Raw genomic sequence first — 15,312 nt, 5'->3', positions numbered from 1 at the left:
CGCGGCATCCCTCGCCCTGTGCCGTCGTGCGGAGTTCGTGGGCGACATGCCGTGTGCCGTGCCGCGGGCACCGGCGTGTCTCTCTCGGATTCCGCCTGAGGGCTCGCGGTTCCGGATGCCGTGGCCTCGATGTTTCCGGGTCGCCGGGGCGGCGGCATCCCTTGCCCTGTGCCGTCGTGCGGAGTTTGTGCCCGACACGCCGTGACCCGTGCCGCGGCTACCGGCGTGTCTCTCTCGGATTCCGCCTGAGGGCTCGCGGTTCCGGATGCCGTGGCCTCGATGTTTCCGGGTCGCCGGGGTCGCGGCATCCCTTGCCCTGTGCCGTCGTGCGGAGTTCGTGGGCGACACGCCGCGACCCGTGCCGCGGCCGCCGGCGTGTCTCTCTCGGATTCCGCCTGACGGCTCGCGGTTCCGGATGCCGTGGCCTCGACGTTTTCGGGTCGTCGGGTCCGCGGCATCCCTGTCCCCGTGCCGTCGTGCGGAGTTCGTGGGCGACACGCCGCGACCCGTGCCGCGGCCGCCGGCGTGTCTCTCACGGATTCCGCCTGACGGCTCGCGGTTCCGGATGCCGTGGCCTCGACGTTTTCGGGTCGTCGGGTCCGCGGCATCCCTGTCCCCGTGCCGTCGTGCGGAGTTCGTGGGCGACACGCCGTGTGCCGGGCCGCGGCCATCGGCGTGTCTCTCTCGGGTTCCGCCTGACGGCCCGCGCCCGGCCCGCGCCCCGCCCCCCCCCCGACACGCCAAAGCGGCGCCGCCCCGCAGGGCGACGCCGCTTTCGACGAGAGCGTTACGCCTGGCCGAGCGCGGCCGACACGACCGCGCGGGCCTCTTCCTGCACCTCGCGGAGGTGCTCCTCGCCGCGGAGCGACTCGGCGTACAGCTTGTAGACGTCTTCGGTGCCGGATGGGCGTGCGGCGAACCACGCGGACTCGGTCTGTACCTTGAGGCCGCCGATCGCGGCGTCGTTGCCGGGCGCGTGCGACAGCTTCGCGATGATCGGTTCACCCGCGAGTTCGGTGGCGGTCACGGCATCCGGCGACAGCTTCGACAGCGCCGACTTCTGTGCGGGCGACGCGGGGGCGTCGACGCGCTGGTAGGCCGAGGCGCCGAACTCGGCCTCGAGTTCGGCGTACCGCTGCGACGGCGTCTTGCCGGTGACCGCGAGGATTTCGGCGGCGAGCAGGCAGAGCAGGATGCCGTCCTTGTCGGTGGTCCACACGGTGCCGTCCTTGCGCAGGAACGACGCGCCGGCCGACTCCTCACCGCCGAAGGCGACGGAGCCGTCGAGCAACCCGGGGACGAACCACTTGAAGCCGACCGGAACCTCGAGCAACTGCCGCCCGAGCGACGCTGCCACCCGGTCGATGATCATCGACGACACGAGGGTCTTGCCCACGGCGGCGTCGGCGGGCCAGTTCGGACGGTGCGAGAACAGGTAGTCGATCGCGACCGCGAGGTAGTGGTTGGGGTTCATCAGCCCCGCGTCGGGGGTGACGATGCCGTGGCGGTCGGCGTCCGCGTCGTTACCGGTGAGGATGTCGTACTCGTCACGCGCGGCGACGAGCGACGCCATGGCCGACGGCGACGAGGGATCCATGCGGATCTTCTCGTCCCAGTCCAACGTCATGAACTTCCACGTCGGGTCGACCTCGGGGTTCACGACGGTGAGGTCGAGGCCGTACACCTCGGCGATGAGCGCCCAGTACTCGACCGACGCTCCGCCGAGCGGGTCGGCGCCGATGCGGACTCCGGCGCTCTTGATCGCGTCGACGTCGATGATGGATGCCAGATCCCGCACGTACGCGTCGCGGAAGTCGTACTGGCCCAGGCCGTCGAGGTCGATGTCGGCGTGACGGGTGCGCTTCACGCCCTCGAGACCCGCGGCGATGAGCTCGTTCGCGCGATCGGCGATCCAGCCGGTCGCGTCGGTGTCGGCGGGGCCGCCGTGCGGGGGGTTGTACTTGAAGCCGCCGTCGCGCGGAGGGTTGTGCGACGGGGTGACGACGATGCCGTCGGAACGGCCCGGGTCGTCGAGAGCGCGGCCGCGGTTGTAGGTGAGGATCGCGTGGCTGAGCGCGGGGGTGGGCACCCACGAGTCGCGCGAGTCGACGCGCACGTCGACGCCGTTCGCGACGAGAACCTCGATCGCGCTGCGCTCGGCGGGCAGCGACAGGCCGTGCGTGTCACGCCCGAGGAACAGCGGTCCGGTGATGCCCTGCGCCGCGCGGTAGTCGACGATCGCCTGGGTCGTGGCGAGGATGTGGTCCTCGTTGAAGCTCGTGCTCAGCGACGATCCGCGGTGACCACTGGTGCCGAACGCAACGCGCTGCTCCGGGACCGTGGCATCCGGTCTGCGGTCGTAGTACGCCGCGATCAGTTCGTCGATGTCGATGAGATCGGATGCCTCTGCGGGCTGCCCTGCGCGACTGCTCATGCGCCCAGTCTGCCCGCTGTATCCGACATGCGCACACGCGACGACACAATCCAAGGGAATCCGTGTCGAAATGCTTTTCACCCCATGCACGCGAATACGTCATACTCATCGCCATGGGTGCCGGGACTGACGCGCGCGTGGCGATCGTCGACGATCACGAACTCGTCGCCCTCGCGGTCCGGAACCTCCTCGCGGATGCCGAGGGCCTGACGTTCGCACGGCACGCCGGCACCGTGAAGGCGCTGACCTCCCGCGCCCTCGACGCCGACCTGGTGCTCCTCGACCTGAGCCTGCGCGACGGCTCCACCCCGGACGAGAACGTCGCATCCTTGCGCAGGTGGGGCGCGCACGTTCTCGTGCTGACGTCGGGTGAGGACCCTTTCCTCGTGCGCGCCGCGTCACGGGCCGATGTCGCCGGGATCGTGCGCAAATCCGCCCCTCCGGCCGCCCTGCTCGAGGCCATCGCCGCGGCCGTCGCGGGCGAGCACGTCGCGACGACCGAGTGGGCCTCGGCTGTCGATGCCGATCCGCTGCTGCAGGGCGCGCCCCTGACCGAGCGTGAGCGCGAGGTGCTCGGCCTCTACGCGTCCGGCCTCGGCGCGCGAGAGGTCGCGGCCCAGCTCTTCATCTCCGAGAACACCGTGAACGATCACCTGCGACGCATCCGGGCGGTCTACCAGTTGCTCGGACGGCCGGCGGCATCCAAGGTCGAGCTCTATCAGCGCGGCATCGAAGACGGGTTCGTGCCGGGCCCGCGCCGTGTCTGACGAGCGGTCGGGGCTGCGCGCCGCCCGCCTCGTCGTCATCCGGGCGTCGGCGTTCCTGATCGTCGTCGTCGCGGTCGTCAACGCGGGGTTCCTCAGCCAGGGCGAGCAACAGGGATTCCCCCTCTGGTACAACGCGCTCGGGACGAGCGCGGGCGCGATCACGCTCCTCGTCGGGCTCATCGCGCCGCTGCTCCCGGCGCCCCCCCTGCGCACCGGAGCCGCTGTGGCGCTGGCGACGTACCTGATCTTCGTCGCCCTGTTCCCGCTCGCCGCGCACGTCGGTCATGTGGAGCGGATGCCATGGCTCCTGACCGCGTCCAGTGCCGCCGTCGCGGCCGCTCTCGTCGCGGGAGGGGTCCGGTGGGGCTGGGCGACCGTGCTCTTCGGGGCGACGGCGGGGGTGTTCTATCGCCTGGGGTTCGGCGGCTTCGATGTCGATGGGGTCATCAACGACGCGCACGCAGTGCTCACCGCCTCGGTCATCTGCGTCCTCGGCGGGTACGTCCTCTCGGTCGGTGCCGGCCTCGACCAGGCAGCGGCCGCCCGACGGGAGGCCGGCTCACGCGAGTACGCCGAGCGCGGTCGACTCGCGGCGCGCACACGCACGGCGGCGCTCGTGCACGACGAAGCCCTCGCGACGCTCGCGCTGGCGGCGTCGCCGCTGCCGGTGCCCACGGACCGACTGGCCGCGCAGGCACGGCGCGCGGTCGACATGCTCACGCGCCTCGTCGATGACGACGCCGGTGGCGTGGTGCCCCTCGAGGCCGCCCTCTCCTCCGAAGCCCGCGCCTTCGGCGCCGAGTACACCCCTCCCACGTCGAGTGTGCCGCCGCTGCCGCCGGCGGCGCGGGAGGCGATTCTCGGCGCCGCCCGCCAGGCCCTCGACAACGCCCGACGTCACGCTTCCGGGGCATCGCGCTCGATGACCGTGCGCGTGAGCGGCGGGGCCGTCGACGTCGAGATCGCCGACACCGGCGAGGGGTTCGACCCGACGCGCATCGCCGACGATCGTCTCGGTGTGCGTCAGAGCATCGTGGGTCGGATGGCGCGCATCCCCGGCGGCGCTGCACGCGTCGAATCCGCGCCCGGGCAGGGGACGCGTGTCGTCCTGTCGTACGTCCCGGAGGACGCCGTCGAGGTCGCCGTGCCCGGCGATCGGCGGTCTCTGCGGCGCGGAGCCGCCTTCATCGGGGCCGGCTTCGTCGTCGTACAGGTGGCGTGCGCCATCGTCATGGTGGTCGCCGACCCGTCGTCGTGGCCGCGCCAGCTCGCGATCCTCCTCGTCGTCGTCATCGCGGCGGAAGCGCTGCGGCGGTCTCCGGGACTCGTCCCCGGCCTGGGGCGGACGGCCGTCGTCGTCGCGGCCGCCGTGCTCGGTGCGGTCATCACCGTCGTCGCCGCTCCCACCACGTACGGCGATCTCTGGCCCGTCGTGGCTCTCGCGTTCCTTCTCGTCGGGCTCGCGATCCGGGGGAGATATGCGACCGCCCTCGTGGCCGGAGCGGTCGTGATCGCCATCGTGATCGCCGGTGGGCTGGTCGACGGTGCCTCCCTCGGTCAGATCCTCGCGCTGACGACCCGCCCCGCCCTCATCGTCGTCATCGCGACGGTGATGCTGCTGGTCGTCCGACGGATGCAACGGCGCATCGCCGCGCTCCATCACCAGGCCGTGACGGCGGCGGAGCAGGAGAGCTGGTCGCGCGGTGCGCGCGCCGAATTGCGGGAGCGCACCGACGATCTCGCGCGCACCGTGGTCCCGTTACTCTCGCGCATCGGCGAGGGGCACCCGGTGTCCGACGCCGACCGGCGGGAGTACGCCGCGCTCGAAGGAGCCCTGCGCGACGGCCTGCGCGCGGGCGCTCTGTCTCGCGAGCCTCTGCGCGGAGCGGTCGCGGCGGCGCGCGGTCGCGGCGTCGACGTGGTCCTGCTCGACGACAGCGACCAGAGCCTGTCGGACACCGACATCCGCGCCGTGACGACCTGGATGGTCGACGCGGTGGCCCAGGCGCAGCGGAGTGTCGTCGGTCGGCTCCTTCCGCCGGGAAGACAGACGGTGGCGAGCGTCACGATCGACGGACGGCCGCTCCTCTTCGAGGATGCCGCTCACGGGGCCGCTGAGGGCGCCGCTCAGGGCTCGGTCACGAGCTTCCAGGGCGAGTAGTCCCGGTCCGTCACGGATCGGTCGGGGCGTTGACCCCGCGACCACCACTTGGCCTCGTACCCGCTGCCGTTGTACATGACGCGGTCGCCCTGGTTGTAGAGGTCGCCCGCGACCCACTCGGGATAGGTCCCCGCCGGAAGCTGAGGCAGGGCGTAGGGCTTGTCGCCGGGCAGCACGGGACCGACGTAGGTCCAGGCCGAGGCGGCGGCATCCAGGGTCGGGTCATCCGGGACCGCGCCGTCTTCGTTCCACCACTTCGACACGTAGACCGATCCGTGCCACACGACGAAGACGCCCGCCGAGTAGAACGACTGCGACGACCAGACGGGGAAGGGGCTGGTCTCGGGATCGTCCGCGATGACGGGTGAGTCGTCTTCGGGCGCGATCCGCCCCGAGGGGGTGCCGTCGCGCCCGGCGCCCAGCACGTCCGAGAACGTCTCTCCCGCCTGCTCGACACCGCTGCACGACACCGACACGGTCCGCGGATGCGGGTAGTTGGTGCCACAGGTACGGTCGCGATTCACCGACCACAACGACATGCGCTCGAGACCCACCTCGTCGGCGAACGCCGCGAGAGCGTGCGCGTCGTCGAGGCTGAACACCTCGTGCTCGACGTCGTTCTGCCCGATCATCGGCGTCGCTCCGAGCAGCGACCACGCCCCTCCGGCGGGCAGCGGCAGCTTCCGTTCGTTCCACGCGGTCTCGAGCTGCGCGGCGGTCGCTCGCAGCGCGCCGATCGACAGGTCGGCCATCGACACCGAGCGGTCGTCGGCGTTGAAGTTCATGGTCATCGCGTTCACCCCCGCGATCGACACCCCGGCATCCATCAACGACGACACCTGCGCGAGACCGTCGTCGGTCAGTCCGTTCGGGGCCACGGGCAGGGTGAGCCAGACGTCGAGCGGGCGTCCGTCCGCGGCGCGCTCCCGCTGGAGTTGGGCGACCGCGGCCGCCCGTCTCGCCGTCGCCGCGGTGTCGCGAAGCGCGTCGCCCTCGATGTCGAGGTCGACGACGTCGATGCCGTACCGGTCGAGAACCAGACCGTAGGCGCGGGCGAGGTCGTCCACGGTGGAGCAGGCCGACGCGAGTTCCGTATTGATCGCGCCCCCGAACGACACGGCGAGCGGACGCCCCTCGCGGCGCAGACGCTCCACGCGGCGGTCGAGTTGGAATCGGGATGCCGCGTCGTCGAGCGTGTAGGCCTTGCCCCAGGTCGGCGTGCAGTCGGCGGCTCCGGCGGCCACGACGAACGCGAGCACGATCCCGCCGGGTCCCTCGGCCATGGTGCTCCGCGCGAGATGCTCGCCGCTGTCGAGGGTGACGTCGTAGTAGCCGGCGAACCACCGGTCCGAGCCCGGCGCGGTGGCAGGCGTCGTGAGGACGGGCACGACGGCGGCCGCGGCCCCGACCCCGACGACGGCGAGAGCCGCGAGCACGGTCAACGCGAGCCGCCCGAACGACAGGCGTCGCCCCGCGAAGCGCGAGCGGGCGGGTGCCATGACGGGGCTCACGCGACTGCTCCGGTCGCGTCCAGCGGGCCGTCGTCGAGCACGGCCGCCCAGCGCGCGCGACCGAGATCGGGCGCGGGCGCCGGCACCACCGGGGTGACCCAGATCCAGTCGAGCCACGCGAACCACAGGTCCGAGACCGTGTGCCGGATGCCGATCAACCGCGTGATCGCCCACAGGATCGCGAGCGCCGTGAAGGCGGCGAACACCGTCGTCCCCCACGCCTGAGTGAACACGGATCGGACGGCCACCGCGATCGCGATGCCCGCGATCGCGAGCGGAGCGAGCAGATACAGAGCGGGCACGCGGGTTCGCGTCGAGACCTTCGGCGTGCGGGCGAATCGGGCTCGTCGACCGCTCAGCACCTGGACGAGAGAGGCGGCGCTTCCCGCCAGGTTCACGGGCAGCAGGAGCAGATTCAGCCCGTAGATCGCGGCGACGTCCCGGCGGTGATAGCCGAGCGCGTGCAGGTCGGAGGCCATCTCGGTGAAGTACGGCACCGCGATGAGCAGGAGCAGCAGCGTGACCAACTGCCCGTCCATCGGGTACAGGGTGAGGACCGCGAGCAGCCCGAGGGTCACCCACGAAACCGAGCCCAGGTAGTTCATCCTCAGCAGCCGTTGCGCGAGCCCCAGCGGCCGCCCCTCGCGCCGACGCTGGAGCGCCAACGCGTGCAGTCTCGGCAGCACGAGCAGTCCGCCGTCCGCCCACCGTCGCCGCTGGATCACCAGCGTCCCGAAGTCCGGAGGCGTCGCGCTGTAGCTCAGCCGCTCCGGGTAGTTCAGCAGCGACCAGCCGTGCGCGGCGATGTCGATCGACGACTCGGTGTCTTCGATCGCGGTGCGGTCCGAGATGAACCGGACGATGCGGATGCCGTCCTCCCGGCTTTCACGCCGGAGCGAGCGGACAGCTTCCCACCGCAGGATCGCGTTCGCCCCCACCCAGAAGGTCGCGTCGAAGGCGGTCAGCCCCTGGTGGACGATGTGCTGCAGGTCGGTGGTCGCCCCCGCGAGCCGTTCCAGGCGCGTCGGTGCTCCGCGATACGCCGAGTAGGGAGTCTGGATCACGGCGACGCCGGCGTTCTCGGGCTGTTCGAGGGCGTGGATCAGACGCATGCAGTACCCGGGCAGCAGCATCGAGTCGGCGTCCAGGGTGAGCACGTAGTCGCTCTCGGGAACGTCGAGATCCGCGGGGCCCTCGTCGACCCGCTCGAGGGCGACACCCCCGACCCCCGCCTGCTCGCGGTACCGGCCGCCCATCAGCGCGAGGTACGCGTTGAGGTTCATGGCCTTGTTCGCCGTGTGCGGGAGGTTCGTGTACCGGCGCCGTTCGAAGGTCCGGGCTCGGAAGCCGAAGATCCGCACGAGCCGATCCATCAGGTGACGGGCGCGCTCGACGGCGAGCGGTGGCTCCCCGGCCTCGGCGGCCTCCTTGAGCGCGGTGGCCGTGGCATCCAGTTCGTCGGCGAGGCGTCTCAGGACCTGTTCGACGAAGAACACCTCCACGTGCGTCGTCGTGGGTTCCTCCGCGGCGCGAGCCCGCAGCCACTGGGCGCACGCGGCGTGCTCGCGCATGACGACCTCGGACGCCTCCGCGTCGCCGACCGCCTCGTCCCGGATCCGGGAAGCGGCAGCCTCGACCCGGTCGACGACGGGACGCAGCGTCGCCGTGAGCTCGCCGGTGAGCCGACGGCATCCCTCCAGCCCCGCCCGAGCGTCGTCGTCGACGGGCGAGGGGTCGTCGTCGAGCAGCAGCACGATGTCGATGCGGGGGAACTCCTGCAGCGCCACCGACCACAGCCCCATCCGCACGAGCGCGGGATCCTCCGCCCGCGAGGGCAGCAGCGCCGTGAGCCGGGGCTCGCGGCCGGCGAAGTGCTCGTCGAGCACGATGCGGCGCGTCCGCCGGTGGGCGGCGAATCGCGGCAGGGCGCCGGAGCGCGCGAGCAGGTGCATGCACGCCGAGAGGGTGAGGAACGTGACCGAGACGAGGAACACCGCGGTCGTGATGAGTTGGGCGGCGTCGACGAGCGCCCCGCCGCGGGAGAGGGCGACGACGACGGTGGCGCAGTACAGCACCCACATGAGCGCGCACAGCACCACGGCGAGGCGCGCCCGGGCGATGCGTTGCGCGGAGGGGCGCGTGTGCGTGACCGGTTGCGGTGTCGCGTCGCGGTCGGTTCCGCGCTGACGGCGAGGAGGAACGACGATGGTCTTCTCGGGCATGGTGGCTGGCCTTCGAGCGAGTGCCCGGCGGGTCGGGTCCCGCCGGGCAGGCATCGGTGGGGGTCGACGCCTACGTCGTATCGTCCTCGTTCGTCGTCGATGGCACGGTCGGTTCGCCCACCGATTCAGGTGGTTTGCGAACGGATGCCGAGCCCCGCCGCCGAAGGGGTCGCCGCGACCGAGGGGGTCGGCGGAACCCCGCTCGATCCCGGCGCACTAGGCTGAGCCGGTGCTGCCCGACACAGATCACACCCTCGCCCGCCGTACCTACAGCTACCTCGGCCCGGCCGGAACCTTCACCGAGGCCGCGCTCGCTCAGGTGCCGGAGGCGCGCGATCAGATCTGGCGGCCCGTCCGCAACGTCGGCGAGGCGCTCGCCGACGTCGTCGAGGGGCGATCGGATGCCGCGATGATCGCGATCGAGAACTCGGTCGACGGGGGCGTCTCCACCGCGCAGGACGCCCTGGCCACGGTGCCGGGCCTGCGCATCGTCGGCGAGTACCTCGTGCCGGTGAACTTCGTTCTCGTGGGGCGTCCGGGCGCGACCCTCGCCGACGTCTCGCTCGTCGCCGCGCATCCCGTGGCGTACGGCCAGTGCCTGAAGTGGCTGAGCGAGCACGTTCCCGCCCACGCGCACCTGCCCGCCGAGAGCAACGTCGCCAGCGCGCTCGGCGTGCTCGACGGGACGAGCGCCGCTGATGCCGCGATCGCCGCCCCCGGTATCGTCGCCCACCACGATGTCGCGGTGCTGGCCGAGAACATCGGCGACAACCCCAACGCGGTGACGCGCTTCGTGCTCGTGAGCCGCACCGTGGCCCCCGCTCCTCCGACGGGCGCCGACAAGACCTCGCTCATCGTCGAACTGCCCGAGGACCACCCGGGTGCGCTTCTCGAACTGCTCGAGCAGTTCGCCACCCGGGGCATCAACCTGAGCCTGTTGGCATCCCGCCCCATCGGAGACGCACTCGGCCGCTACCGCTTCGTCATCGACGCCGACGGACACGTGCAGGACGAGCGCATGGCCGATGCCCTCCTCGGCCTTCGCCGGTTCAGCCCCAAGGTGATCTTCCTCGGCTCGTACGCGCGTGCGGACCGCGCGATCGTCCGCTACCCGCAGCGGTACAGCGACGACGTCTTCGTCGAGGCCCGCGACTGGCTCCGCGGCCTGCTGAGCGGCGAGCCCGAGGCCTGACGGCCCTTCCGCCGACCCCTGCCGGCCGTACCGTCCGGCGGAGTTTCTGCGGGGCACGCCGGTTCAGGATGCCGTGCCCCGGCGTGTCGGAGACGGACTCCGCCCGACGGTACAGGCCACAGGCCATCGGCCCCGGCCGCGAACCCTCAGGCCGCCACGGCCGCCGGCGCCGCGATGAGCTCGAGCGTCTGCGCGCGCCCCTCGGAACCCTCGCCGTCGTACGCGCCCGCCACGGGCGACACCATGATCTCGTCGACGCCGTGCTGCGCAGCGAACGCGGCGAGCTGCCCCTGAACGTCAGCACCCGTGCCCACGAACCACTTCTGCCGCGTCGAGGCCATGATCGACTCCGCCATCGCGTCGAACGGATCGGCCTTCGCCTGCTCCACCGTCTCGAGCGGCGTCAGGGGGCGGTTCGTGCGCAGACGCGCCATCATCCGCAGCTGCGGCATCGCCCGCTCCTCCGCCTCTTCGGCGGTGGGCGCGGCGACGACGTTGGCGGTGACGAAGGTGCGGGGTCCCTCGCCCGACTCGTTCGGGACGAACTGGTCGCGGTACAGGCGCAGGGCGTGATCGAGTCCCTCGCCCGAGAAATGGTTGGCGAAGACGTACGGCAGACCGAACGAAGCCGCGAGCTGCGCGGAGTAGTCACTCGAACCGAGGAGCCAGACCTGTGGCATCCCGGATGCCGACGGCGTGGCCTTCACCTGATACTCGGTGCCCGAGGTGAACCGGACGGTCGCCCCCTCGGGTGAGGTGAGCGCCATGATGTCGGTCACGTGGTCGGGGAAGCGGGAGACGTCGCTCGTCGTGCCCGAGCGGTTCAGCAGCTGCGTGATGACCGGGTCGCTGCCGGGCGCGCGGCCGATCCCGAGGTCGATGCGGCCGGGGGCGATCGCCTCGAGTGCGGCGAACTGCTCGGCCACGATGAGCGGCGAGTGGTTCGGCAGCATCACGCCGCCCGACCCCACGCGGATGCGCGAGGTGCGAGCGGCGGCAGCGGCGATCAGGACGGGGGGAGTCGTCGACGCGACAGCGGGCATGTTGTGATGCTCGGCGAACCAGTACCGGCGGTAGCCGAGGCGGTCCGCGCGCTCCACCAAGTCGAGGGCCGCAGCCACGGCTTGAGCGCTGGTCTGTCCCGCACGAACCGGGACGAGGTCGAGAACAGAGAGGGAGGGCATCACGGTGGAGAGAACCCCGCGGAGGCGCTGTGTATTCCGTCGTCGTGCACACGGCAACCCCCCTCGCGGTCTTCACCCGAGCCGCCTAGCCTCCCGGCATGAGCCACGATCAGGCAGGTGACATGCAGCCCGACCGACACACGATGGTGCGGACGCAGATCGCGATCGACGAGGCATCGTTCTTCCTCGCGCAGGGGCAGGACCTCGTCGCGCTGAAGGCGCGAATCGAGGAAGCGGTCCAGGCGGGCGGCGGCTTCGTGTCGTTCGTCGTCGTCGGCAACCGCGAGGTGAGCGCCCTCTTCACCGCGCATTCGCGCGCGATCCTCTCGGTCGAGACCGTCCCATACGACGCGCGCGACACCGGCGACTCCGACGACCCGTACGGCGGATTCTTCGACGCCTGAACCCGCGGCATCCATCCCCAGCTTTCTCTCAGGAAATCCTCGTGACGAATCCGCTTCCCGCCTCGTCTCATCTATGACATCGCGGGACACACGGTCCCGGAGACGACGGAAGGAAAGTGACATGGCCACCCCCACCACCACCCCCACCACCGCTACGAAGGACGGCGGCTCGACCGTCATCGTCGACGCCGTCGTCGCAAAGGTCGCCGGCATCGCCGCGGCCGAGGTTCCCGGCGTCCACGCCCTCGGGGGCGGTGCGGCCCGCGTGATCGGCAACATCCGCCAGGCCGTCGGCGCGAAGGACTACGCCCAGGGCGTGAGCGTCGAGGTGGGCGAGACCGAGGTCGCCGCCGACATCGCGATCCAGGTCGACTACCCCGAGCAGCTGCAGCGTGTCGCGTCGAACGTCCGCGCGGCCGTGCACCAGGCCATCACCGAGCTCGTCGGCATGAAGGTCGCCGAGATCAACGTGACCGTGGTCGACGTCTACATCCCGGGCGACGACGACGAGGACGACGCCGACGAGGCTCGCGTCAACTGACATCCATCGTGAGAAGGGGCGTCGCCGAGAGGCGGCGCCCCTTTCGCGTGCCCGGATGCCGCGACGTCGAGCGACCGGCCGTCCGGGGCCGCGACGCCACGGCGAAGGAGGCTCGGCTCAGCCGCCGTGCCGGACGTGCGCGTAGGCGTCGAGCGCGCGCCTGCGGGTCTCGCTCAGATCGACCATCGGCTCCGGCGGATTCTCGCTCAGGAACTCCGGCGCCCACTCCCGCACGTACTCGTCGTGCGGGTCGAACTTCTTGCGCTGCGTGTCCGGATTGAACACGCGGAAGTACGGGGCGGCATCCGCGCCGGATCCCGCGACCCACTGCCAGTTGAAGGGGTTGCTCGCGGCATCCGCGTCGACGAGGCAGTCCCAGAACCACTGCTCCCCGTGTCGCCAGTCGATCAGCAGGTTCTTGATGAGGAAGGATGCCGTCACCATGCGCACCCGGTTGTGCATGACGCCGGTCTTCCACAGCTGACGCATCCCGGCATCCACGACCGCGACGCCCGTTCTGCCCTGCTGCCAGGTCTCGAGGTGTGCGCGGTTCAGGCGCGGCCAGGGGAACGCGTCGAAGTTGCGGCGCCAGTTCACGGTCGCGATGTCGGGGGAGTGGTAGGTGACGTGCCACGCGAACTCGCGCCACACGAGCTCCGACAGGAACCCGCTCGCGCTCTTCGCGTGCTCTCCCGAGCCGCGGTGCTCGATCGTGTCGTGCCACACCTGGTAGGGGCTCACCTCGCCCCAGCGCAGGCGCGGCGAGAGGTTCGAGGTCGCGCCTCCCGCGAACTCGTCGCGATAGGTCGAGTAGTCGCCGAGGTCGTCGTCGAGGAACTCCCGCAGCCGTGTCTTCGCGGCGGGCTCGCCCGGCTCCCACGTCTCGCGTAGACCGCCGGCCCAGTCGGGCTTCGTGGGCAGCAGGTCCCAGGCGCCGAGCTCGTCGCCGTCGACGTGCCCGTCGAACCCCGGCACCTTGCGCGCCTCCGGCATCGGCGGACGCGGCGCGGGAAGCTTCTGCACCGCGCGGGCGAACGGGCTGTACACGCCGTAGGGCTTGTCGGACTGCGTGCGCACCGTCCACGGTTCGTAGAGGAGGTTCGCCGCGAACGACGCGACGGTCACGCCGTCGTCGCGCAGCTTCTCCTTGAGCCCCGCGTCGATCTCGCGCTCCACTCCGCCGTAGCGCCGGTTCCAGAACACCGCCCCCGCACCGACCTCGTCGACGACGGCCGGTACGACCTCGGCCGCGCGGCCTCGACGCAGCACCAGCTGACCGCCGCGCTCTTCGAGACGTTCGCCGAGGGATGCCAGAGACCCGTGCAACCACCAACGGGCCGCCCCGCCGATCCGGCGCACCCCGTCGGACTCCTCGTCCAGGACGTACAGCGCCACGATCGGCTCCCCGCGGTCGAGGGCCGCGCGCAGCGCGGGGTTGTCGGTCAGTCGGAGGTCGTCACGGAACCACACGATCGAGGGCGAAGCCATCCCTCGACGCTATCCACCGGGGCATCCGTCGGTCCGGGCTTGACACCCGCCCGCGCGATCGGCCCGCCGGCCCCGTCAGAGCGTCGAGACGTCGTGCCCCTTCGGCAGTGCCACGACGAGACCGTCCGCCACGATGCGCGTGTAGATGCGCGTCGCCTCGCCGAACTCGTCGCCGTCGAGCTCGATCGGCTGTGCCGGTGCCGTCGCCAGCTCGATGCCCGTGCCGCGGAGGTACCGCACCGACGTGTCCTTTCGGCGTTCGAGCACACGGCGACCGGCGCGGAAGCGGCGCAGAACGGAGTTATCCCACACGATGCTCCTCCACACGCCCAGCCAGCCCAGCACTCCGGTCGGCTGGAGCACGGCCACGTCGAGGCGACCGTCGGCGATGGAGGCATCGGGGATCAAGGCCACGCCGCCTTGCAGGGCGCCGCAGTTCGCGAAGAGCACGCTGTGCACCTTCGCCGAGTGCAGGCGGTGTTCGTCCAACTGGTACATCACGCGGAAAGGCTTCGCGTTCACGAGGGAGCGGGCGGCGCCGTCGACGTACGCGACCCAGCCGACCTGCTTCTTCAGGTCGTCGCGGGTGTTCTGGATCATCGCGGCGTCCAGGCCCATGCCGGCCATGACCGAGAACCCGTGCTCCTCGACCTCGCCGTCGGCGCGGCGGATGCGAGCCAGCCCGGTGTCGATGGAATGGATGTCGCCCTCGAAGGTGGCGCGGATCATCGCGTCGGTGTCGGTCAGCGGGAGGTTCAGGTTGCGCGCGAGGAGGTTCCCCGTGCCGCTGGGCACGATCGTGAGCGGGACGCCGGTGGAGGTGAGAGCCTCGGCGACCGCGCGCACGGTACCGTCGCCGCCCGCCACGAGCACGGCATCCACCTTCTCGTCGAGAGCGGCGCGGGTCGCGTCATCGCCGAGGTCGTCGACGGTCGTCTCGTAGAACAGCGGCTCTGCCCACCCGGCGTCGGCGGCGAGCTCGGCCACCCGGGCGCGCAGCACCTCGGGCTCGACCTTCGTGGGGTTGTAGACGAGAGCAGCGCGCTTCTTCTGCGTGGGCTCCGCGTCCATCGGAGCCTCGTCGCCCTGCGCGTCGACGCGTTGGGTCTTGCCTGGCATCTCGTCCGAGGTGTCGGGGGCGATGTCCTCCGGCTGACGGATGGTGTCGTCGGGCTCTGCGGCGTCCTTCGGATGCGGGACGTCCTTGCGCGGATGATCGGCCACGTCGTCGCCCAACCGAGCGGCGTCGAAGTGCTCGTGGGAGCCGTCGGCCGCGGCCGCGTCGGCTTTCACCTCGTCGGGCGCGTCGGAGGGGACGTTCTCGGGGGACTCCGCGTCGTCACGCGGCTCGTCAGGGGCGGCCATGCGTCAACCATAGGACCGCGATCCACTGCGGAACGGGCGAATC

11 protein-coding genes are annotated in these 15,312 nt (G+C 71.3%); 5 read left to right on the top strand and 6 right to left on the bottom strand.

Translation table 11 applies throughout. The annotated features are described in order from the left end of the window. Positions 1–787 precede the first annotated feature (787 nt). Positions 788–2,434, bottom strand: a complete 1,647-nt coding sequence (gene pgm, locus ACMW4R_RS00425; RefSeq protein WP_418298815.1) for a phosphoglucomutase (alpha-D-glucose-1,6-bisphosphate-dependent) — start codon at positions 2,432–2,434, stop codon at positions 788–790. Positions 2,435–2,547: 113 nt separating this feature from the next. Between pgm and ACMW4R_RS00420 the strand changes: the two genes are divergently transcribed. Further along, a complete protein-coding gene (locus tag ACMW4R_RS00420) occupies positions 2,548–3,201 on the top strand; it encodes a response regulator transcription factor (RefSeq protein WP_058595318.1) in 654 nt (217 codons plus the stop codon). Continuing rightward, complete coding sequence (locus tag ACMW4R_RS00415; RefSeq protein ID WP_418298814.1) at positions 3,194–5,362, top strand: sensor histidine kinase; 2,169 nt, start codon at positions 3,194–3,196, stop codon at positions 5,360–5,362. The genes ACMW4R_RS00420 and ACMW4R_RS00415 overlap by 8 nt, the downstream gene beginning before the upstream one ends. Here the strand turns inward: ACMW4R_RS00415 and ACMW4R_RS00410 are convergent. Both ACMW4R_RS00410 and ACMW4R_RS00405 read right to left on the bottom strand, forming a co-directional pair. Then, on the bottom strand, positions 5,329–6,873 hold the full coding sequence (locus ACMW4R_RS00410; RefSeq protein WP_418298813.1) for a chitinase: 1,545 nt from the start codon (positions 6,871–6,873) through the stop codon (positions 5,329–5,331). The two genes, ACMW4R_RS00415 and ACMW4R_RS00410, sit on opposite strands and share 34 nt — an antisense overlap. Beyond that, positions 6,870–9,095, bottom strand: a complete 2,226-nt coding sequence (locus ACMW4R_RS00405; RefSeq protein WP_418298812.1) for a glycosyltransferase family 2 protein — start codon at positions 9,093–9,095, stop codon at positions 6,870–6,872. The genes ACMW4R_RS00410 and ACMW4R_RS00405 overlap by 4 nt, the downstream gene beginning before the upstream one ends. Before the next feature lie 229 nt (positions 9,096–9,324). On the opposite strand from ACMW4R_RS00405, the gene pheA reads away from it, so the two are divergent. Next, positions 9,325–10,287, top strand: a complete 963-nt coding sequence (gene pheA / locus ACMW4R_RS00400) for a prephenate dehydratase (protein WP_418298811.1) — start codon at positions 9,325–9,327, stop codon at positions 10,285–10,287. 146 nt (positions 10,288–10,433) lie between these two features. Here the strand turns inward: pheA and ACMW4R_RS00395 are convergent, their stop codons facing one another. Then, a complete protein-coding gene (locus ACMW4R_RS00395) occupies positions 10,434–11,471 on the bottom strand; it encodes an LLM class flavin-dependent oxidoreductase (RefSeq protein WP_058595323.1) in 1,038 nt (345 codons plus the stop codon). 98 nt (positions 11,472–11,569) lie between these two features. Here ACMW4R_RS00395 and ACMW4R_RS00390 point away from each other — a divergent pair, with 98 nt between their 5' ends. Together ACMW4R_RS00390 and ACMW4R_RS00385 are read left to right on the top strand one after the other, a co-directional pair. After that, complete coding sequence (locus ACMW4R_RS00390; RefSeq protein ID WP_058629819.1) at positions 11,570–11,875, top strand: hypothetical protein; 306 nt, start codon at positions 11,570–11,572, stop codon at positions 11,873–11,875. A 121-nt stretch (positions 11,876–11,996) separates the two neighbouring features. Beyond that, a complete protein-coding gene (locus tag ACMW4R_RS00385; protein ID WP_058595325.1) occupies positions 11,997–12,416 on the top strand; it encodes an Asp23/Gls24 family envelope stress response protein in 420 nt (139 codons plus the stop codon). A 117-nt stretch (positions 12,417–12,533) separates the two neighbouring features. Here the strand turns inward: ACMW4R_RS00385 and ACMW4R_RS00380 are convergent, their stop codons facing one another. Together ACMW4R_RS00380 and ACMW4R_RS00375 are read right to left on the bottom strand one after the other, a co-directional pair. After that, a complete protein-coding gene (locus ACMW4R_RS00380; protein WP_418298810.1) occupies positions 12,534–13,904 on the bottom strand; it encodes a cryptochrome/photolyase family protein in 1,371 nt (456 codons plus the stop codon). A gap of 75 nt (positions 13,905–13,979) precedes the next feature. Further along, positions 13,980–15,269, bottom strand: coding sequence for a diacylglycerol kinase family protein (locus tag ACMW4R_RS00375; RefSeq protein WP_418298809.1), 1,290 nt, complete (start codon positions 15,267–15,269; stop codon positions 13,980–13,982). Positions 15,270–15,312: the final 43 nt, after the last annotated feature.

The organism is Microbacterium sp. S1037 (assembly GCF_048381605.1).
GTDB lineage: Bacteria > Actinomycetota > Actinomycetes > Actinomycetales > Microbacteriaceae > Microbacterium > Microbacterium testaceum_B.
This window is presented reverse-complemented; position numbering and strand designations above follow the sequence as displayed.